Raw genomic sequence first — 20,402 nt, 5'->3', positions numbered from 1 at the left:
AGGTTGACGCGGACCGCGCGGCGGCCCGGGAGCCGATCAGTGCGTGATCTGCTTCATGTAATAAATCGATTGGATCGTTGGGAAGATCTGCTGCAAGATGCGGTTGAAGTGCGCCGATCCGGCCGTGCCGACATAAACGACATCGAGCGGCTGCAACTGAAAGCGGCTCGAGAGCATCAGCGCATCAGGCTGTGTCATGTCGAGACGGAAAATGTCCGGCGTATTGGGCTTATCCTTCAGATCGCGCAACACGTATATCTGACGCGGGTTTGCATCGGTATCGAGAATCCCGCCACCCGCCGTCAGCGCATCGGCAATCGTCAAACGGCCTTTGAGCATCGGCACCGTAGCGGGCGTTCTCACTTCGCCCATCACGAACACACGGCTGTCGGCGCGATCCGGCACGTTGACGACATCGCCCGCTTGCAACATCACGTTCTGCGTGACATCGCCGCGATCGAGCATTGCATTCGCGTCGAGCTGATAGAACTTACCGCCGCGCGTGAGACGCACGCGCTGCAGATCCGCTTCGGCAGTCGTGCCGCCCGAGCGCGTGAGCGCATCGACCAGCGTGAGCGGCACATCCGTCATCGCGAGAGGCCCGGGGGTTTTCACCTCTCCCGTCACCTGTATTTTTTGGCTGCGATACGACAGCACGCGCACATCAACCTGAGGATTCCTCACATAGTGGGCAAGCCTAGCGGCCAGTTCGTCGCGCACCCGGCCGACCGGCTTGCCCGCGACCATCAGACGGCCAACGAACGGAAAATAGATCGTGCCGTCGGAACCGACCGTTTGCCCGTAAGGATCGGCCTGACCCGGAAGCGCAGTCGTATAAGGCTGCTGCAGCGCGCCTGCAATCGTCTGCGTGGTATTGCCGCCGCTGGAGAACGACTGGCCTTGCGGCGTCGTCAGTTCGGGATGATCCCAGACAGTAACGCCGAGAATGTCCTGTGGCTGGATTCGGTACACGTATTGCGATGCATCGGTGTAGCGCGCCGGCGGCAGCGGCCGCTCGTTGTGTTGCGTTTCGACCTGCGAAACGATCAGTTCGGCGGTGACGAGCCTCACACGGTAACGCATGTCCGGTTGCTTGTCGTTGTCGTCCAGCCGCGACGTATTCAGGTAATGACCTGGCGCAGTCGAGCATGCCTGCAACAGCAACGCGAGCGCGACAACAAGCACCATCAGTCTAAGCGGGCGATTCAGCATAGTTTTTGCAGTTATCCTTGGGCCAGGCGTTCGATCAATGGCCGCGCTCGCGGCAGGCGATCTTCGCTCCCCTTTGCCGGCAAGGTTAATTTTCCGCCTGCCAACGGTTGCGCCGATTCGAAATAGCGGGACATGGCGCAAGCCATGTGTTCAAACTCCGATGCGCGCAGTCAGTGAAAATCCCGTGCCCGTCGCGCCGGCATGCGGCATCGCGCCAGTGCGCCCGATCGCGTGATATTCGATGCCCAGTTCGCGCATCGCGAGCGGTTCATACAGATTGCGACCGTCGAAAATCACCGGCATTTTCCAACGCTTGCGGAGCACATCGAAATCCGGGCTCTTGAACGCCTTCCACTCGGTGACGATCACGAGCGCGTCCGCGTCCTGCGCGGCCTCGCTCTCATCGTCGACGAACGCAAGACGAGAGAGCGCTTGCGGCCACGCATGCAGATCGAGCGCGAGCACGCGCTCGGCTTCGGCTCGCGCAACCGGATCATAGGCGGCGACATGCGCACCATGCGCAAGCAACTCGGCAATCAGCACGCGGCTCGGCGCTTCCCGCATATCATCGGTGTCCGGCTTGAACGCGAGTCCCCAAACGCCGAAGCGGCGGCCCGCCAAGTCTTCGCCGAAGCGCGCAATCACCATCTTCGCGAGCCTGCGCTTCTGCTCGTCATTGACCTTCGATACCGCCTCCAGCACACGCAACGGCTGCCCATGCTCATCCGCGGCGCGAATCAATGCTTCGATATCCTTCGGAAAGCACGAACCGCCATAGCCACAACCCGCATACAGGAAGTGATAGCCGATCCGTGGATCTGAACCGATTCCTCGCCGAACCGCTTCGATATCCACGCCGAAATGGTCCGCGAGATTCGCCATCTCGTTGATCAACGAGATGCGTGCCGCAAGCATCGCGTTCGCCGCATACTTCGTGAACTCGGCCGAACGCACGCTCATGTACAGCGTGCGCTCATGATTGCGATTAAACGGCGCATAGAGTTTTTTCATCAGCTCACGTGCGAATTCGCCGGGCACATCGTCGTCCACGCCAATCACGATCCGCTGCGGCCGCGTAAAATCCTCGAGTGCCACACCTTCCTTCAGAAACTCCGGATTCGACACCACCGAGAACATTGCACTGTCCTCGCCACGTTTGCGCAGTTCCTCCGCAACCACGGCATGCACACGCTCGGCGGTGCCAACAGGCACCGTCGACTTGTCGACAATGACCTTGAAGCCCGTCATATGGCGGCCGATGTTGCGCGCGGCAGCCAGCACGTATTGAAGATCGGCCGAACCGTCTTCGTCGGCAGGCGTGCCGACCGCGATGAACAGCACGTCGCCATGCCCAACTGCCGCCTCGATGTCAGTCGAAAACTGCAGGCGGCCCGCCGCGCGATTGCGTGCAATGATCTGTGCGAGCCCCGGTTCGTGGATCGGCACGCCGCCGCTATTTAGGATGCCGATCTTGCACTGATCGACATCGAGACAAAAAACATCATGGCCGATATCAGCAAAACACGCACCCGTGACGAGCCCAACATATCCGCTGCCGACGATTGTCAAATTCATCTGTCGAACCTTTTAGCCAGTGAGCCGTAAAATTTGTCGTGCTCAATACGCGTTACTGCAGGTAAAGCCCTTCCATAACGTCAGCGCGACGATCTTGATGTCCAGCCAGAACGACCAGTTCTGCATGTAGTACAAATCCAGCTTCACGCGGGCAGCCATCTGCTCGATGCGGGCCGTTTCGCCGCGAAAGCCGTTGATCTGCGCCCAACCCGTGATGCCCGGCTTGATCCGGTAGCGGAACATGTAGCCGTTCACGAGATCCTTGTAGATATCGTCGTGCTCCAACGCGTGCGGGCGCGGGCCGACCACCGACATCTCGCCCTTCAGCACGTTGATGAACTGCGGCAACTCATCGAGGCTCGTGCGGCGCAGGAAGCGGCCAACGGGCGTCACGCGCGAATCGTCCTTCGTGGCCTGCGTGATCTGCCCGGCCCTTTCCTGATGAACCTTCATCGAGCGAAACTTATAGATTTCGAACTCGCCTCCGTCGACTCCCTTGCGCTTTTGCTTGAAAAACACGGGGCCGGGCGAAGTCGATTTGACGAGCGCGGCGATCGTCAGCATCGCTGGTGCGAGCAACACGAGCGCCGCGAGCGCGAACATCCGGTCGAACACGAACTTCGGCAAAATCCTCATGTCGGTGATCGGTGATGCGGCAAGGTTGATCGCCGGCACGCCAAGCAACTCAACCACGTCCTGATTGAAAAGCGACACGCTACGCACATCAGGAATGAAACGAATGTTGACGAAATCGTGGCGAAACTCGGTCACGATCCGGTGAATCTGCGGCTCCTCCGACAGTGGTAGCACGAGCCATAGCTCGCGAATCTCGCGGCCCCGCACGCGCCGCACCAGCTCGGCAAAGCAGCGCTCGATCACGATGCCGTCCAGGCCAAGCGGCATCGGACGGGTTTTCGCATCGACGGCGCCGCCAGATGCGTCATAGATACAGACAGGGTTGAAGCCCGCATCCGGACGCGCACGCATATGCGCGACGAGACGCCTCGCCGCCACCGCATGCACGCTGCCAACGATCGCCACCGCCTTGTGGTTGTAGCCGCCGCGCCGCAACTGCCGCAGCACTGCATGCGCGCACGCCTTTGATGTAATCAGCAATGTAATCGTCGCAACTGCCCAATAGCCGAGCCATAAATACGAAAATTCGCTTGCGTGATGCACGCCGAAACTCATCAAGATGCCTGCTCCCTCGACGACGAGCCAAGCAACCGACACGCGCCACATCAGGCCGAACATCGGCATGCCGCGCCAGGATTGATAAATGCCGAACGCTGGAAAAAACACGACGACGAGCATGCAGTCGAACACCAGCATCGTTTGCTGGAGATCATCGAGCCACATGCGCCCCCCCTGGTGCAGCAGCGCGGCGATCAGCGTGCCCACAACCACCATCGCGATATCAATCACCCTAGCCTGTACGCTCAACATGGTTGCGTCCTCGTGCTGCCAGAACAGCATCTGGTCAAAACAGTGCATGACGCTATTGAACCTTCAATAAAATTCCTGCCGCAAGGACAGAATTATTTCCAAAAAAAGTCATCACTTTCCGATCCCGAATTTTTTTCTGACAGCAGTTTTTATATTTTTATTTTGGCAAATTCGATCGAATCCTAGATTCCGAACGAGTACCAAATCATCATAGCTTTCATTTTCTTTAAATCAATTATTTTTTATTTTTATACGTTGCTTTTCGCAGCATCATATTTTTCTATCTATTTGCGGCATGCCATCGGCTTTATGTACCAATACCGTGCACTTATCGTCAATTTACGTCACGCTACAACATTGGCACTGCCTTTTTGCTTCCATTCAAAGAGCGTCACTATGAACACGGCGTTCGCCACCGACATTCATTGAGACAATGCTCGCACCGGTTCATGTTGGCCGCTTGTTCAGATATGCGACCCTGGCAGATGCCGCGCGAGCATCATTCGATACAACTGTTTAATCTGCTCGGCAATGAATCGATGCTGCAATCGACTGTGTGCTGCCTCGATGGTCGATCGGCGGGTCTTCCGCTATTCGAACGAATTCTCGTCGAGTGTGGCGAAGAGCACAGCTTCACGACTGCTGAGCAATTTCGGCTCGCCAGCAAGAATGCGACGCTTGTACCCGAACCGGGCAGCCGCGATACCGCACCCGCGCCAACGACCACCGCACTGCGTGCTAGCACTGGCGGCGGCGACACAGTCGCCGGCTGTCATACTGGCCGACCGTGCGGTCATGGGGCCGTTGTCTGCGCAACCATTCGCCCGGGATGGCAACGTCGCACGCGGCCGTGTGTGCATCGGGCATGCCTCATCGACGTTCGCGCATTCGGAAGAACACCTGTTCGCATGTGTCTGCACACACAATCGCGTCATGGTCGAAATCTCCGACGCGATTCTCGTCACCGGTCGCACACACCTGCAGGAAGTCAAGAAAACCGCCGGCCGCCTGAAGAGCGAGTCTGGCGCGGAAGCATTAGCCCACCGCACGGCGCATTGTCCGTGGGGATACTACGATTCGGTCGATAGCGCCTGACGTTTTCAGGGCAAGCGAATCGCCGTCAAGCCGGGTGCGCGACTGTCGTTGCAAATGCATCATCCTCGCACCGAACACTGGATCGCCGTGCGCGGCGCCGCGCACATCACGCGTGGCGATGAAATGTTCCTGCGTTCGGAGAACGAATCGACATACATCCCGCTTGGTACGACGAACCGGCTCGAAAACCCCGGCAAGATGTCACTCGAATGGATCGAAGTGCAATCGGACCCGTACCCTGGCAAAGACAACAACGTCCGTTTCGACGATGCCTGCAGACGCCATCGACACGGTGTCGAACATGAAACTGCATCGCCCCCATCAGGCCGCGATGCAGCGCGCTCATTCAGTCCGCCACGCTTTGATTCCGGAACCACCGCTCGGGGTCCGGCAAGCCCGCCCGTCACCCCTGCGAGAACCGGATGGCGCCTGGCCCGCCAGTACGATTTTCAACCGATCCGATATTCGGCATATTCATGCCGATCAAGCTGGTTTTTCGACGCATCGTCACGATTATCCGCCGTGCGGCACCTCTCGGCCGCAAGGTGTGTGATCTTGGATTCGGCCGATGCGATCGCGGATAACTCCGCAATCGTCGCCATCGTCTGGTCCGCAGCACACACGGCTTCGGGCGCCGCTTTCTCGATCGACGTAATGTTGGCCGACGGGCAATGCCGGTCGATCCAACAGCGCGCCCAATCGAGTGCATAATGCTCCGCCGATTCCGCGTCGGTAAAGCGCGGCCCAATGAGCCCCGAGCGCTCGACTCGGCGGTCTTCCTGCACGATCTCGGCCCACGCGCGATACATCAGGTTTCGCACTGGCCGTGCGCCTCCGTACACGGTATAGCCGCGATAAGTTTCGGTCTGATGCGAAACGCGCGTCGCGTCGTTGAACGATGTCAGGTAGGTTCTGCCATGTCCAGGCCGGCCGTCGCGCATTGCCGTCGCACCTGTGGCGGCAAGGCTGCGGCCATTTCGTGCGTCGGTGTCGCGATCGTCGTCTCTCACGGCTACCTCAGTGGCCGCCATGCTCGGTTGAGCGAGCGGCAAACGCCACGACTGCGGATTTTGCCAAAACACCCCGCGCAGACGGTCGCAATCGGCCGCCGCCTCGGGCGCCCGGCGCGCCGCCGCATCCGGCGCGGGCGGCGGCACATAGGCGAACCTACGGCCGCTCTCGTCGGAGAGCACCTTCACCATCTCTGCAAGCAAACCGCTGGCGAGCCAATCCTCGAAGCGCCGCCGGCACGTCGGGCCGGACGGATAGCGGCTAGGCAATTTCGACCACGGTTCGCCAGTCGTGAGAATCCACAATACGGCATTCGCGACGATTCGATTCTCAGCACGCGGCCTGCCTCGCCGATTCAGCCGGACGGGTTCATCCACAATCAATGTCGAGAGACGGGCCCACTCAGCATCATTTAGCTCATCGAAGAACATAGGTTTCTCCACGCAGCCAGGCCGGGCTGCGATTGGCGGCAGACCGCAAGCACACCGCGCCTGCGGCTGCAGCCAGGTTGCACATGAACACCAGGGTTGTGCACGCCGACACATCAAGCACTAGCACAATGCCGGCATTCTCACCGTCGATGCACAAACCTCTGTCTCACTCGATGCAATTCTTTTTATGCATGGAGCATATCATCACCAAGTTTTATAGCAATATATAGCCTGCTCGATATTCCCCGCCAAAACAACAATCAAATTCATGAAGAAGGAGTTGATTAATATTTTTATTTTTTACAAACACTCCTAAAGAGTACCGCTCACAAAAAATAAAGACGAAACTAAATACTGCACTGGAAATAGCATCAGACACAAACCCCAGCCTCACTCGGAATCAATTTTCCGATTTATACAACAGCGGTAAACTCATAAAATCAGACGATGTTTTTTACAGATCAGCAACCGAATAATTTCCACAGTCCCATTATCTCCGCTTCATGCAATATCAGAGACACTTAACTTCGACCAATGAAATGTCGCGCTGGCCGCGCAGGATGGAATTTTGACGCTCAGTCGAGACCGCTCGCGAGCGACACGGCGACTTCTGAGTCGATCGGTTCGGCTTGAAACGGATAGTCGGGATGATCGCAACCGATCAAAAGCAGCGTTCCCGCCTTGAGCTTCACTTTCATTGCGCCGCTGAACTCGAATCGTACGAAATGCACGGCAAACGTTTTCTCGTTCGCCCACGCGCATGGAACGACACGTGATGCGACACAGTGCCAAGCCCATTCTTGAAATCGGCTTTCAACAAGCCGTCTCAATGGCGCGCAACCACGTATTCGAACGGGTCCCAGAGCGCATCGGCAACCGTGCGCACTTGTGTTCGAGTATGGAAAGCAAATCGTGACCGATGGCGGGCGCGTTGCAGTTCACGCAATAAGTCGCATAGACCGCGACGCGCCAGGCCGTGCACGCACCGTCGCACGGCGGCGTATTCGGCGAGCGGCGCGCCGAAACTCATGTCGCGCGGATTCCGGCAGCTATGCGTCGATCGACACCGAGCGTTGCGTCGGGCCCACCGCGCACAGTGCTTGTGCGATTGGCGGCATTGACCGCCCGCGTGACAATCGGAATGCCCGCGAAATAACCGAGCGCATCGGTGTTCGGCATTACCTTATCGCACAACCGGACTGCATTGCGTTTGTGGCCCGCCGCCTTCACACGCAGCATCAGGTGCGGAAAATCGACGTTCCATGGATGCGACGGCACGTATGGGCATTTGGTCATATAGCAAAGGTCGCATAAATAACACTGATCGGCGACCTTGCCGAATGAGTTCGGACCGATATCATGCGCTTCGCCCGTATCGGTTTCATCGACGAGGTCGAACAAAGCCGGAAACGCACCGCATAGCGACACTCAACGCCAGCAGCCGGCGCAAATATCGAACACTCACGCGAGTTCGGTGTCGATCGCGGCTTGATTGCAGAACGCATCCGAGCGCCAATCGAGCGGATGCCGGGTGGGGCCTCCAGACAGCCTTCTCGGTGAGACATCGCAGGCTCCATCGTGTCGCAGCCGCCTCGGCCGGACCGCGGCCACTTTGAGCGCGGCAACCCAGCGCCGGTTCACTCCCGCCTATGCAAAATCTGGTTAACCAGCATGTTCGCGCGCCGGCTCGCGCGTGAGAGCGGTCGGCTATCAGTCGACCAAAGCATCCAACGCCTTCGCATACCGGTTCGCATAACTACGCTCCGCCTTCGCCAGCGTTTCGAACCAGTGGGCGATTTCATCGAAACCTTCTTCGCGTGCGCTCTTCGCTACGCCCGGATACATAGCAGTGTATTCGCGTGTTTTTCCGGCGATTGCCGATTGCTGGTTCAACCGCGACGTGCCGAACGGCAAACCCGTTACCGGATCGCCGACCGCCTCCAGATATTCAAGATGGCCGTGCGCATGGCCGGTCTCGCCTTCGGCAGTCGAACGAAACAACATAGCGACATCGTTCTGCCCCTCGACGTCCGCTTTGGCCGCGAAATACAGGTCGCGGCGAATCGCCTGCGACTCGCCCACGAATGCGTGCTTCAAGTTCTGCCCGGTCTTGCTGCCCTTGAGCGGTGCCATTTAAGCCTACGAATCGAGCACCCGCGCAGGCGACACCGGACGGGAACGATTATTGCGGAGAACGATCAATGCGCGTCCGCCATCGTGCATTCCAATCTAGACGGTCGCACGCGCGTTCCCAATAGGCACTTTTAATGCCGGTGATAGCGCGGCAATAGTGGTGGAGGTAGCTTGAAACGGCAAAGCCGCGGCGATGGCTGCGATATCCGCGCAACGGCGGAAATGGCCGTGTCAAAAACGAACGAATTCGCGGGCTTTGGCGCGCAACGGCAACCTGGTGGCGCTCGCGCGAGCATCGGCCGCGCTGCCGATTCGTGCCGCCGGATCGCACGACGCGCGCCGCTGTCATGCGGCGCGCGCCCTATCGGCAGCGGGTCAGCGCGGCGCGGCAGGAAGCGGCCACACATCGCCGCCCTTTTCGCCTGCCGGCACGCTCGGCAGCAGTTGCCGATTGATACTGAGCGAGCGCGGCCGGTTGAAGTATTTCTCGAGCAATGCATCGAGAATGGCTACGGTCTCGACATCGGGCACGCCGTCGTAGCGAGACGGCCGGAAGTGCATCTGGAACGCCGACACGACGTTGACCGTTTGCGCATCGAGCAGGCCGGTTTGCGGCGTGTCGTAGCCGTATGCAAGCAGCTTCGATTGCAAGCTCGCGATATCGCCCGCGAACGGCCTGCTGCTCCGGTAATATGCGACGGCCTCGGCCTGCGGCCACGCACCGATACGGAATTCGTCGTAAAGCCGCTTCCACGGAAACAGCGGGCCCGGATCGGTCTTGCGGCCAGGCGCGACGTCCGAATGACCGACGACCTTGTGCGGCAAAATCTGGTGCCGCGCGACCACGTCCGCGGCAAGCCTGCCGAACACGGCCACCTGTGCATCCGGATACGGATACCAGCGCCGGTTCATCAGCGGCAGCGTTTCATCCTCCGGCGGAAAGCCAAGATTGACGATCTCGATGCCAACCGAGCCCGCGTTGAGCATCCGGTCGCCTTGCCAGTAACTGAGCCCCGCATGCCATGCGCGGCACGCTTCGGGCACGAGTTCGAATACCTTGAAACGCCGGCCGTTGTCCGGCGCGTCGGGCACGAGATAGTGCGCGCTGACCTGCTTGTTCTGATCCGTCAAGGATGCCAACGAATCCGCCAATGTCTGTGCGGTATAGTGCAGCACCAGCGTCCGAACACGCGAATCCTGATTCGGCGATTTGATCGACTTGTCGATCGTGTAGCTAGCGTTGCTGGTAGCCCCGCCCGCCGACGCAGAATTCTCTGCATGTGCATTCGAGATCACGCCGTCGCCACATCCCACGAGCGACGGCAATGCCAATACTCCCGCCGGCAATGCCGACGAACGCGCGAGAAACCCGCGCCTGCCTTCATTGATGATTTTCGTTTCCTCTTCGGCCATACCCTTTCCGTTCAAGTCGTCACCTGCGATTGATGGTCGGCGCATTGCGCCGGGCGAATGACATGCGCAAGAAAGTGTCGCGCGACTCTCTGAGTCGTTAGCTCAACGTAAGTTCAAGTTCGTTGCGCGGCTCGTTTACGCATCGCAGATACATCGAGGGATAGGACGGATAACGGAGGATGCCCCTGTGCCGGCCGGCGCGAAATCCCGCGCGATGCGCGCCGTCATTCTGCCGCGCGTGCAAGCAACAGCTCGCGCTCGCGCGCATTGCGCGTCAGCTCGGCTGCGCGGCGAAATTCCGCTTGCGCCTCATCGCGGCGGCCGAGCTTCGCAAGCAGATCGCCGCGCACGCTCGGCAACCAGTGATAGCGCGCGAGCGCCGGGTCCGCAACGAGCGCGTCGACAATCTCGAGCCCCGCGGCCGGCCCGAAAGCCATGCTGAGCGCCACGGCCCGATTCAATTCGACGACCGGCGAAGGCGCAACTTGCGCGAGTGCGTCGTAGAGCGCGACGATCTCCATCCAATCGGTTTGCGCCGCGCTACGCGCCCGTGCATGGCATGCGGCCAGCGCCGCCTGCAACGCATAGCGGCCGCGTGCGCCGCCCAGCGCTTCGGCACGCGCGAGCGCGGCAAGGCCGCGCCGGATCAGCAGCGGGTCCCAGCGGCTGCGATCCTGATCGAGCAGCAGCACCGGGCGCCCTTGCGCATCGGTACGCGCGTGCATGCGCGACGCCTGAAGCTCCATCAACGCAACAAGCGCGTGAACCTCGCTCTCCTGCGGCGCGAGTTCGGCCAGCACGCGAGCGAGCCGCAGCGCCTCGTCGGTCAACGCGGGCCGCATCCAGTCGTCGCCCGCCGTCGCCGAATAGCCTTCGTTAAAGATGAGATAAATCACTTCGAGTACCGAAGCAAGCCGCGCCACGCGCTCGGGCGCCCGCGGCACCTCGAACGGCACCTTCGCCGCGGCCAACGTTCGCTTGGCGCGCACGATGCGCTGCGCGATCGTCGGCTCAGGCACCAGGAAGGCGCGTGCAATCTCGCCCGTCGTCAGCCCGCCGAGCAGGCGCAGCGTCAGCGCCACGCGCGCGTCGGTGGATAGCACCGGATGGCACGACGTGAACACGAGCCGCAGCAGGTCGTCGCCGATGTCGTCATCGCGCATGGCCTCGAACACGTCGGCCACGTCGGGTGCGACGTGCGCGCCGAGCGCATCGAGTTCGAGGCCGAGTTGCTCATGCTTGCGCGCATGCAGCGCGCTTTGCCGCAAATGGTCGAGCGCGCGGCGCTTCGCGGCCGTCATCAGCCATGCCCCCGGCTTGTCGGGCACGCCCTCGCGGGGCCAATGCTCCAGCGCCGCGACCAGCGCATCCTGCGCAAGCTCCTCGGCAACACCAACGTCACGCACGAGCCGCGCGACATGCGCGATGATCCGCGCGGACTCGATCCGCCAGACAGCGTCGATGGCACGGTGAACGGCGGCCTCGGTCATGTGCGCCCTTCGGCGAGCCCCTTTGCACTCACCGGCCCGGTGTACGGCAGGGCCGGCACACGCCGCGCGCCGCCCAGCACGGCCCGCCTGCGGCCAAAGGCGCCTGAGCGCACCACCGAGCAACGCGGTAACGCTTCAACGAACGCAACCATGCTCATCACCTCGCTCCCCCGCCCATCGAATTTGTATTGCGCTCACGTCAGCCGAGCTTGCTTTCGAGTTCACGGCACCGTTCGAGCGCGGCGCTCGGCTCGAAATCGTCTAGTTCGAAAATCTGCCGCACCTCGATCTCGCCGTCTTCGCCGTCGCCGAACGGCGCGGGAAAGCGGCGCGTCCATTCGAGCGCCTCGTCGCGCGAGCGCACCTGGATCAACGTATAGCCTGCGATCAGTTCCTTTGTTTCGGCGAACGGCCCGTCGATGACCGAGCGCTTGCCGTCTGAATAGCGGATACGCCAACCCTTGGACGACGGCTGCAACCCCGATGCGTCAAGCAGCACGCCCGCCTTCGCCAACTCCTCGTGATAGTCCGCCATCGTCGCGATCAGCGATTCGTCGGGCACCACGCCGGATTCACTCGTCGCATTGGCTTTCACCATGATCATGAAACGCATCGCACTCTCCTTGGTATCGTGAACGGACGCCGGAAGCGGCGTCCTATCGCTACGACGAACGAGGCAATGCCAGATCGACACGCGGCGCGCCGAATCAGGGGAAACCCGGATTTTGCCCACCTCAGCGGCAAACGAACGCAGCGTAAAGAAGGGATCACACCGTTTGGCCACGACAAACGCACGGCGAATGTCTGTCGCGGCAAACGTCGCCCGCCGTGTCAGTCACAAAAAGCACGGCCCGATCTCCCGCACCTCGACCGTGCACCATTCGGCAGCCGGGCACTCCTTCGCAATCGCAAGCGCTTCGCCTTGCGTTTGAACATCGAGCAAAAAGAAGCCGCCGATCATTTCCTTGGCTTCGGCAAACGGCCCATCAACGACATGCACCTCGCCGTTACGCGTCTGCACGCGCGGCGAATCGTCATCCGATACCAGCGATTCCGCCAAGCGCAACACCCCACGCGAGCTTAGCGCGTCCGCCCAGTGGCGCATCCGCGCATATAACGCCTCGCCTTCCTCGCGCGTGCGCGCCGCGCGCTGGCCGCGCGGCTCGACGATCAATAGCAGATAACTCATCAGCGTCCTCCTCCTAACGATCCGACAACGTATCGCACTGGCCGGGGCGACACGCGCCAACCCAGGCCAGCAGCGCGTGCAATCTGTCACCCGCCTATTCTGATCGGTCGACGCATATCGGTCCATCCATGAAAATCGGCCAAATTACACAATCCTGTCCAATTTTTACCAAAAACTGTCAACATACGCCGCTAAGCTTTCGTAATCCTCACCACCCGGACCATCCGTCATGCGCATTCCAATTCCTTTGTTCTCCACCCTGTCGCTTCTGCCCGCCGTCGCGGCCATCGCGTGCTCACCGGCGGTCGCGGCCACCGCCGCGCCCGTCAGTTCGACCTGCGGCGGCAGCGCAACGCCAATCGCCGAAATTCAAGGCCCCGGTACGCCATCACCGCTCGCTGGCCAGAACGTGTCGATCGAAGCCGTGGTCACCGCCGATTTCGGCGGCCCCGACGGTTTCGGCGGCTTCTTCGTCCAGCAAGCCGATCCACAACGGCGCAACCAGCCCGGCGTCTCCGAGGGGCTCTTCGTCTATGCGCCGAAAGCACGCGCGCAGGCCGGCGATCTCGTTCATGTGACAGGCAAGGTCGAGGAGAAGTACGGACAAACGCAGCTCACGCTCGCGGGCGGCATCGCGGTCTGCGCGAGCGGCCAGTCGGTCATGCCCGCGACACTCACGCTGCCGGTCGACAACCCGAACACGTTCGCCGCGTATGAAGGGATGCTGGTGCGACTGCCGCAAACGCTAACCGTCACCGACGTCTACGAACTCGGCCGCTACGGCAGCATGCTGCTCAGCAACGGCCGCCTGCGCACGCCGACGAGCGTTGCGCCGCCCGCTCAAGCGCAGGCGCAAGCCGACGCGAACGCTCGCAACCGGCTGATCCTCGACGACGGCTCGAACAAGCAAAACCCGCCAGCCGTGCCGTATCCGGCGCCCGCGCTCTCCGCCGCCAATACGCTACGCACGGGCTACACGGTCAGCAACGTCGAAGGCGTGCTCGAAATGCGCTACGGCGCATGGCGTCTGCAGCCCGTGCCCGGCGCGAGCGCGCCGGCATTCAACGCACGCGGCAATCCGCGCACCGCGGCGCCCGCACGCGATCCGCATTCGAACCTGCGGGTCGCGTCGTTCAACGTGCTCAATTATTTCAACGGCAACGGTCTGGGCGGCGGCTTCGACGATCCTGCCAATCGCGGCGCGAAGACCTATCAGGAATTCCTCCGCCAGGATGCAAAGATCGTCAGCGCGCTGAAGGCGCTCGACGCCGATGTGATCGGCCTGATGGAAATCCAGAACAACGGCTACGGAGAATTGAGCGCCGTGCGCCAGCTCGCGGCGAAGCTTGGCGCCAACTGGCGCGTCGTCGATCCGGGCACGGCCAGACTCGGCGGCGACGCAATTGCAGTCGCGCTGATCTACGACAGCCACAAGGTCGAGCCGATCGGCCGCGCAGCCACGCTTGCGATCGACGACAAGAACCGCCAGCCGCTTGCGCAAACATTCCGGCGCGTTGGCGGCAAGCAAGCGCTGACGGTCGTGGTCAATCATCTGAAATCGAAGAACTGCCCGGGCGCGGCAGCCGACGATCTCGATCAAGGCGACGGTCAAGGCTGCTGGAACGCGACGCGCACGCGCGCGGCAGCGAAGCTCGCCGACTGGCTCGCCAACACGCCTACCGGTGTATCCGGCCAAGGCGTGCTGCTGATCGGCGATCTCAACAGCTACACGTATGAAGACCCGGTCCGCCTGCTCGAATCGCGCGGCTACCGGAATCTCGTGTCGCGCTGGATAGGCGCCGACGCGTATAGCTACGCGTACAACGGCGAGGCAGGCTATATCGACCACGCGCTCGCGACGCTGCCGCTCGCGGCGCACGTGAAGGCCGTGCACGAGTGGCACATCAACGCAGACGAGCCGATCGCGTTGCAGTACCCGCTCGCGTACAAGACAGCCGAGCAGCAACGCACGTATTACGCCCCCGACGCATATCGCTCTTCGGATCACGATCCGGTGCTGGTCGACATCGCGCTGCCGGGCGGCCGCTGATTGATTGTCGAGCGAACGTGTTCAATCGTGCGGCGGCATGCAAGTCAACGTGGCGCCTGCGTTTTCGGCTCAAGCCATGCTCCGCACGTTCGTTGCCGGATTGCCTCCGCGCACTCCGGCAACGCAGAGCACCATGACACGCGCGCGCAGCCGCGCCGCCCCGCTCAGGCCCGCATCGCCGCGCGCACGAGGGCGCTTCGTTCTCAGCGCCACGCAACGCGCCATCAAACAGCACCGATAAATCCTATACCCATCCTGCCGACGCTGCGGCCCATTTGCGCCACGCCACTTTTACCGGCTCAAGCAAATAATCCGGAAAATTTTCCATTTCCTCGTCGAAGGCCATTCGCCTGAAATCCCCGCGCGCCTTTACCCGGCAACGCAGCGGGACGATCTGCCACGGTTACGGGCACAGGATTTGCGGAACTCTGCCTGCCAAAGCCGATCGCATTGATTGCAAGGCTTGGTTGTCTCGACTGTTCATTCATCACTCAGGAGAACGATTTTTATGGCACTGACCGATCACATCGAGCATAAACTGGACCGCGGTTTCTCCGAGGCGCGCCGCACCGGACGCCGCGTAGCGCGCCGCACCCGTTCGGCGGTGCGCGATCTGCATGCCGATGTCAACGACGATCTGCGCTCGTTGATCGACGAGCTTGAGCACTTGCTGAAGGAAAAGGACGACGGCGACATCGCGGCACTGCGCGAGCGCCTTCATCAGCGCATCGACGCCGCGCGCAGCGCGCTCGAGGATGCGTCCGACGACGCACTCGACCGCCTGCGGGCATCGACCGAGCGCGCCGCGCAAGCCGTGCGCGACAACCCGTGGCAAACCGCCGGCATCCTCGCGGGCGTCGCGTTCGTCGCGGGACTGCTGCTCGCCCGGCGTTGACCTGATGTCGGCAAACGCATCCGGCATTTCATTTCGTTTGTATTATCGGAGACGAGGCAATGCGTAAAACACTTGCGATAAAAGCGGTCACAGCGGTCATGCTCGGCAGCTTGGCGCTCGCCGGCTGCACCACCACGCCCGACAAGCCGTCGACGTCGGCATCCGACGCATCGACGCGCGAAGCGATCGACGCACGCGTGAACGCGACGCTCTCGCGCCTGTACTCGACCGTGCCCGGCTCGCGCGAGCTGGTCGCGAAAGCACGCGGCGTACTTGTGTTCCCGAGCGTGCTGCAAGCCGGCTTCATCGTCGGCGGCCAGAGCGGCAATGGCGCGTTGCGCGTCGGCGGCGCAACAGTCGGCTACTACAATACGTCGTCGGTATCGGTCGGCTTGCAGGCGGGCGCGCAGTCGAAAGCGATCATATTTCTATTCATGACGCAGGACGCGCTCGACAAATTCCGCAGCTCGGACGGCTGGGCCGCCGGCGCCGATGCATCGGTCGCGCTCGTGAAGATGGGCGCGAACGGCGCGGTCGATTCGTCGAGCGCGACCTCGCCCGTCGAAGTGATCGTGCTGACGAACGCCGGCCTGATGGGCGATCTGTCGGTAAACGGCACTAAAGTGACGCGGCTGAAACTCTGACGTCGAACCATTACCAAACGGCTGCCAATGCGCCGGGCAGGCGCGGCAGCCGCTTGGCATCACGCCGCCTCATGCACGGCCCGCCACGACGCGGCGGCGCACCTTTTCCCTTTTTTCCATCGGAGCCCGAACGATGCACGTTCGGCGCGCGGCATTCCTAATGCCGTGCGAACCCAGTCGCAGGCATAATCGGGGCGGCGCGGCTTTGCCCATCCGATCAACCTTCCTCCCCGAGCACACCATGGATAGCGGGAACGATCATCAAAAATTCTTCCATCTGCTGCTGTTCGTCGTCACCGCCGGCCTCTGCTGGATCCTGATGCCGTTTTTTGGTGCGATCTTCTGGGGCACCATTCTCGCGATCCTGTTCCAGCCGGTGCAGCGCTGGCTCGCAGCACGCCTTGGCAAGCGGCGCAACCTCGCGGCGCTCATCACACTTTCGCTGATCATCCTGATCGTCATTCTGCCGCTCGTGTTCGTCACGGGCACACTCGTGCAGGAAATCGCGTATGCGTATCAGCAGATCAAGGCGATGCAGCCGAACATGACGCAGTATTTCCACGACATCATGCACGCGCTGCCGAACTCCGTTCAGCGCGTACTGCGCAATTATGGGCTGACCGACATTGCAGGCATCCAGAAAAAACTCACCGACGGCGCGGCGGCAATCAGCCAGTTCGTCGCATCGCAGGCGCTCAGCATCGGGCAGAACACGTTTCAATTCGTCGTCAGCTTCGGCGTGATGCTTTATCTCGTTTTCTTCCTGCTGCGCGACGGCGGCGAGATCGGCCGCCGCGTGCGGCGCGCGCTGCCGCTCAACGACGAGCACAAGCAGCATCTGCTGACGAAGTTCACGACCGTCGTGCGCGCGACCGTGAAAGGCAATATCGCGGTCGCGGCCGTGCAAGGCGCGCTCGGCGGTCTCATCTTCTGGATTCTTGGAATCCAGGGCGTGATTTTGTGGGGCTCGCTGATGGCGTTCCTGTCGCTGCTGCCCGCTATCGGCGCGGGGCTCGTTTGGCTGCCGGCCGCTGCTTATTTCGCAGTGACGGGGCAAATCTGGAAATGCGTGATCCTCGTTGCGTTCTGCGTCGGCGTGATCGGACTCGTCGACAATCTGCTGCGGCCGATCCTGGTTGGCAAGGACACGAAAATGCCCGATTGGGTCGTGCTGATCTCAACGCTCGGCGGCATGGCGCTCTTCGGCATCAACGGCTTCGTGATCGGCCCGCTCGTTGCCGCGCTGTTCATGGCAAGCTGGGACATCTACGCGCGCACCGAACAGGGCGACGAATCGTAAGCACTGCCGCCGGCCTGCGGCGAGCGCCGCGTGCAACGCGCGCCGCATGAAATCGCGCAATCGCGCGTCGCGCGAGCGGCGGCAAAAAGCCGGATGCACGGCACCGGCGCGACGCACGGCCCACGACGCACGGCCCGCAACGCACGCCCTTCGGCCCCGGCCCACCCGCCGTCTTCGCCGTGCCCGCCAGACAGCCCCCGCACGCACGCCGCCGCTCAGAACGTCGAGCGTATCCCGACCATCACGCTGCGCCCGCCTTGCGGCGCGATATCGCGCACGACCGAACTCGCGTAGCGAATGTCCTGATTGGTCAGGTTGTCGCCACGCAAGTACGCAAGCCAGTTCGTCGCGCCGACACGGAATTTATACGTCAGCACCACGCCCAACGACGTATAGCCGTCGGTCGGCAAATCGTTCTGCGGCACGCGATGCTGCGCCCACGCGTGCGTAAGCTGCGCGCGCGCGCCGAACGGCCCGTAACCATAATCGGCCGCGAGCGTCGCGCGCAGCGGCGCGATACGCGGCAGCGGCTCGCCGGTATCGGCGTTGCGCGCGCGCGTGTAGTCGGCCGTCGCCTCGATATCGACGCGATGCCCGCGCTTATCGAACACGCGCCACTTGCCGTCCAGTTCGACGCCGTAAAATTCCGCGCGCACGCCGCGATAGACGGCTTCGTTCAACGCGCCGTCTGCGCTGGGCGGCACTGGCTCGTCGCTGTCGTCGACGACGCGGCCCGTGTTGTATTCGGTCAGATAATTTTTGAAGCGGCTATAGAACACGCCAATGCTGCCTTTGTTTGGACCGCTCGCATAGCGCAGCGATAGGTCGGTCGAGATCGCTTTTTCCTTCTGCGCATCCGGATTGCCGATCAGGAACTGCCCCGTCGCGCCGTGCGGACCGTTCGAGTACAGCTCGTAGAACGTGGGCGCGCGCTCCGTATATGAGACGTTGCCCGCAAGCACCCACGCCGGCGCGAGTTGATACAGCGCGCCCGCCGATACGCTGCCCGCATTGAACGAACGCGAGCGCGCAGATGCGAACCGGGTGCCGTCGATTACGGCGGGATCGAGGCTCACGTGTTCGTAACGCACGCCGGCGGAGAATTTCAGCGCGCTCGTTGCCTGCCATTGCTCGAGGCCGAACAGCGCGACGCTCGTCGTGCGCGTGGTCGGCGCGAGCGCCTCGTCGCCGAGCGCCGAGAACGTGTTCTGGCCGACCTGCACGCCGAGCGCGCCCTCGAACGGACCGAGCTTACGATGCCGTGCCTCGATGCGCGCCTCGTAGCCGTGATTCTTGAACGTCGTGCCAGTCACGCCGCCCTCGATTTCCTTGTGCTCGTAGTCGGTATACGCGAAATCGAATTTCAATTGAGAGAACGGGCCGCTCAGGTTGCGCACCTGCGATGCTATCGCCACGCGCTGCTGGCGCATCTTGAGCCGCACGTCGCTTTCCGCGACCGAGCCGTAGTTCGACTCGTAGCCGCTATATGACGCGCCGACGTAACCGTCGGCCCACGTGTACGAGCCGCCCGCCGCGCCGCCATAACGCCGGGCGTCGCTATTCGGCAGGCGGCCTGACGGCTCGTCCGCGTCCGTGCCGTCGAGCGCGCGCAGGCGGGCCGAATGTGCGAAGCCGGGAATGCGCAGGTCGCTCGTCTGGCGATCGAACGCGTCCGCGTGAAACGCGAAGCGGCCGTTGCCGCCTTCGACGAGCGCCGCGCCCGAACGCGCGTTGTTCGCGCCGCCATAGCTGGCGTCGAGCGCGCCCGACACGCCTTTGACCGGTTCGCGCGGAATCCGGTTATCGATCGTGTTGACGACGCCGCCGACCGCATTGCCGCCATACAGCAGCGCGGCCGGCCCGCGCACGATCTCGATGCGCTCGATCGACAACGGGTCCTCCGGAACAGCGTGATCGTATGACAGCGACGATGCGTCATACGCCGCGACGCCGTTGCGCAGCAGACGAATCCGGTCGCCGTCCATTCCGCGGATGATCGGGCGGCCGACCATCGGCCCATAGGTCGTCGTCGACACGCCGGGCAAACCGTTGAGCGTATCGCCCAGCGAATCGGTGCGGCGCAGGGTCAGCGCGTCGCCGGACAGCGACGCAGTCGGCGAACTCAGCGCGGCGGAGCCAAGCGGGTTCGCGGTCACGAAGATTGGAGGCAGTGTCGCAGCGGGCGCCTCGGTGGACGCGAGGGCTGCGCCCGGCGCGGCGTCCTGGCCGTGCGCGAGGCCGGCGGCAAGCAGCAGCGGCAATGGATGAAGCGGCGAAAACCTGCGCACGAAGGGTGGAACGATATGGAACGAGTCTGCTGGATTCATCGATAGCGAGTGGAAGGTGAGACAGAGATTCGCCGGCTGCCTCGCACCGGAAACGATATGATATAATGTATCAATTCCAGGTCGTAATAACAGCATTGAACGCAATGGGCTATTTGATCGGCCCCCAGCAAACAGTGCCATGATGTAGTCGAGTTTTCGGCGGACTTTTTCAGTATGAAAGGAGCCGTACG

Annotated in this window: 14 protein-coding genes and 3 pseudogenes; 5 read left to right on the top strand and 12 right to left on the bottom strand. The window is 61.9% G+C overall.

All coding sequences use genetic code 11. The features are described 5' to 3' along the window. Positions 1-36 precede the first annotated feature (36 nt). From WS68_RS10875 to WS68_RS10865, 3 genes are all read right to left on the bottom strand, one after another. Entirely contained in the window at positions 37-1,212 is a 1,176-nt protein-coding gene (locus WS68_RS10875; RefSeq protein WP_059570836.1) for a polysaccharide biosynthesis/export family protein, read from the bottom strand. Between the two features lie 150 nt (positions 1,213-1,362). Beyond that, on the bottom strand, positions 1,363-2,787 hold the full coding sequence (locus WS68_RS10870; RefSeq protein ID WP_059570835.1) for a UDP-glucose dehydrogenase family protein: 1,425 nt from the start codon (positions 2,785-2,787) through the stop codon (positions 1,363-1,365). Positions 2,788-2,829: 42 nt separating this feature from the next. Beyond that, positions 2,830-4,233: an undecaprenyl-phosphate glucose phosphotransferase gene (locus tag WS68_RS10865; RefSeq protein ID WP_059570924.1), complete on the bottom strand. Its 1,404-nt coding sequence runs from the start codon at positions 4,231-4,233 to the stop codon at positions 2,830-2,832. Positions 4,234-4,682: 449 nt separating this feature from the next. Here WS68_RS10865 and WS68_RS26035 point away from each other — a divergent pair. Further along, positions 4,683-5,613: pseudogene (locus tag WS68_RS26035) on the top strand (hypothetical protein); the annotation flags it as partial. A gap of 164 nt (positions 5,614-5,777) precedes the next feature. Here WS68_RS26035 and WS68_RS10855 read toward each other — a convergent pair. From WS68_RS10855 to WS68_RS10820, 8 genes and pseudogenes are all read right to left on the bottom strand, one after another. Further along, on the bottom strand, positions 5,778-6,770 hold the full coding sequence (locus WS68_RS10855) for a transposase (protein WP_059570833.1): 993 nt from the start codon (positions 6,768-6,770) through the stop codon (positions 5,778-5,780). Positions 6,771-7,345: 575 nt separating this feature from the next. Continuing rightward, a pseudogene (locus tag WS68_RS27575) lies at positions 7,346-7,507 on the bottom strand (DUF3501 family protein); the annotation flags it as partial. Positions 7,508-7,524: 17 nt separating this feature from the next. After that, positions 7,525-8,335 (bottom strand): annotated as a pseudogene (locus WS68_RS26030) (hypothetical protein); the annotation flags it as partial. Positions 8,336-8,480: 145 nt separating this feature from the next. Then, entirely contained in the window at positions 8,481-8,903 is a 423-nt protein-coding gene (locus WS68_RS10840) for a rubrerythrin family protein (RefSeq protein ID WP_059570830.1), read from the bottom strand. A gap of 375 nt (positions 8,904-9,278) precedes the next feature. Beyond that, positions 9,279-10,316 carry an N-acetylmuramoyl-L-alanine amidase gene (locus WS68_RS10835; RefSeq protein ID WP_059570829.1) on the bottom strand — a complete coding sequence of 346 codons (1,038 nt, stop codon included), beginning with the start codon at positions 10,314-10,316 and terminating at the stop codon, positions 9,279-9,281. 224 nt (positions 10,317-10,540) lie between these two features. Continuing rightward, entirely contained in the window at positions 10,541-11,806 is a 1,266-nt protein-coding gene (locus WS68_RS10830) for an RNA polymerase sigma factor (protein WP_059570828.1), read from the bottom strand. A gap of 199 nt (positions 11,807-12,005) precedes the next feature. Continuing rightward, complete coding sequence (locus WS68_RS10825; protein ID WP_059570827.1) at positions 12,006-12,419, bottom strand: YciI family protein; 414 nt, start codon at positions 12,417-12,419, stop codon at positions 12,006-12,008. Positions 12,420-12,641: 222 nt separating this feature from the next. After that, positions 12,642-12,995 carry a YciI family protein gene (locus WS68_RS10820; RefSeq protein WP_059570826.1) on the bottom strand — a complete coding sequence of 118 codons (354 nt, stop codon included), beginning with the start codon at positions 12,993-12,995 and terminating at the stop codon, positions 12,642-12,644. A 229-nt stretch (positions 12,996-13,224) separates the two neighbouring features. Between WS68_RS10820 and WS68_RS10815 the strand changes: the two genes are divergently transcribed. The 4 genes from WS68_RS10815 to WS68_RS10800 all read left to right on the top strand — a co-directional run bounded on the left by WS68_RS10815 (position 13,225) and on the right by WS68_RS10800 (position 17,884). Then, the gene (locus WS68_RS10815; RefSeq protein ID WP_059570825.1) at positions 13,225-15,045 is read left to right on the top strand and encodes an ExeM/NucH family extracellular endonuclease; all 1,821 of its coding nucleotides are present in this window, start codon (positions 13,225-13,227) and stop codon (positions 15,043-15,045) included. A 508-nt stretch (positions 15,046-15,553) separates the two neighbouring features. Beyond that, positions 15,554-15,940, top strand: a complete 387-nt coding sequence (locus tag WS68_RS10810) for a DUF883 family protein (RefSeq protein ID WP_059570824.1) — start codon at positions 15,554-15,556, stop codon at positions 15,938-15,940. Positions 15,941-15,999: 59 nt separating this feature from the next. Continuing rightward, positions 16,000-16,584, top strand: coding sequence for a BPSL1445 family SYLF domain-containing lipoprotein (locus WS68_RS10805; RefSeq protein ID WP_059570823.1), 585 nt, complete (start codon positions 16,000-16,002; stop codon positions 16,582-16,584). Positions 16,585-16,825: 241 nt separating this feature from the next. Further along, on the top strand, positions 16,826-17,884 hold the full coding sequence (locus tag WS68_RS10800; protein WP_059570822.1) for an AI-2E family transporter: 1,059 nt from the start codon (positions 16,826-16,828) through the stop codon (positions 17,882-17,884). Positions 17,885-18,099: 215 nt separating this feature from the next. Here the strand turns inward: WS68_RS10800 and WS68_RS10795 are convergent, their stop codons facing one another. Continuing rightward, positions 18,100-20,145 (bottom strand): TonB-dependent receptor, encoded by a 2,046-nt coding sequence (locus WS68_RS10795; protein ID WP_059570820.1) that lies wholly within the window; start codon positions 20,143-20,145, stop codon positions 18,100-18,102. Positions 20,146-20,402: the final 257 nt, after the last annotated feature.

This window comes from Burkholderia sp. TSV86 (assembly GCF_001522865.1).
In the GTDB taxonomy this organism is placed as follows: Bacteria; Pseudomonadota; Gammaproteobacteria; order Burkholderiales; family Burkholderiaceae; genus Burkholderia.
The sequence above is the reverse complement of the archived record's forward strand: the minus strand, read 5'-3'. Positions and strand labels throughout refer to the sequence as shown.

Excerpts from the sequence above, each read along its gene's own strand:
- WS68_RS10875 (WP_059570836.1), bottom strand. The coding sequence starts at position 1,212 with ATGCTGAATCGCCCGCTTAGACTGATGGTGCTTGTTGTCGCGCTCGCG.
- WS68_RS10870 (WP_059570835.1), bottom strand. The coding sequence starts at position 2,787 with ATGAATTTGACAATCGTCGGCAGCGGATATGTTGGGCTCGTCACGGGT.
- WS68_RS10865 (WP_059570924.1), bottom strand. The coding sequence starts at position 4,233 with ATGTTGAGCGTACAGGCTAGGGTGATTGATATCGCGATGGTGGTTGTG.
- WS68_RS10855 (WP_059570833.1), bottom strand. The coding sequence starts at position 6,770 with ATGTTCTTCGATGAGCTAAATGATGCTGAGTGGGCCCGTCTCTCGACA.
- WS68_RS10840 (WP_059570830.1), bottom strand. The coding sequence starts at position 8,903 with ATGGCACCGCTCAAGGGCAGCAAGACCGGGCAGAACTTGAAGCACGCA.
- WS68_RS10835 (WP_059570829.1), bottom strand. The coding sequence starts at position 10,316 with ATGGCCGAAGAGGAAACGAAAATCATCAATGAAGGCAGGCGCGGGTTT.
- WS68_RS10830 (WP_059570828.1), bottom strand. The coding sequence starts at position 11,806 with ATGACCGAGGCCGCCGTTCACCGTGCCATCGACGCTGTCTGGCGGATC.
- WS68_RS10825 (WP_059570827.1), bottom strand. The coding sequence starts at position 12,419 with ATGCGTTTCATGATCATGGTGAAAGCCAATGCGACGAGTGAATCCGGC.
- WS68_RS10820 (WP_059570826.1), bottom strand. The coding sequence starts at position 12,995 with ATGAGTTATCTGCTATTGATCGTCGAGCCGCGCGGCCAGCGCGCGGCG.
- WS68_RS10815 (WP_059570825.1), top strand. The coding sequence starts at position 13,225 with ATGCGCATTCCAATTCCTTTGTTCTCCACCCTGTCGCTTCTGCCCGCC.
- WS68_RS10810 (WP_059570824.1), top strand. The coding sequence starts at position 15,554 with ATGGCACTGACCGATCACATCGAGCATAAACTGGACCGCGGTTTCTCC.
- WS68_RS10805 (WP_059570823.1), top strand. The coding sequence starts at position 16,000 with ATGCGTAAAACACTTGCGATAAAAGCGGTCACAGCGGTCATGCTCGGC.
- WS68_RS10800 (WP_059570822.1), top strand. The coding sequence starts at position 16,826 with ATGGATAGCGGGAACGATCATCAAAAATTCTTCCATCTGCTGCTGTTC.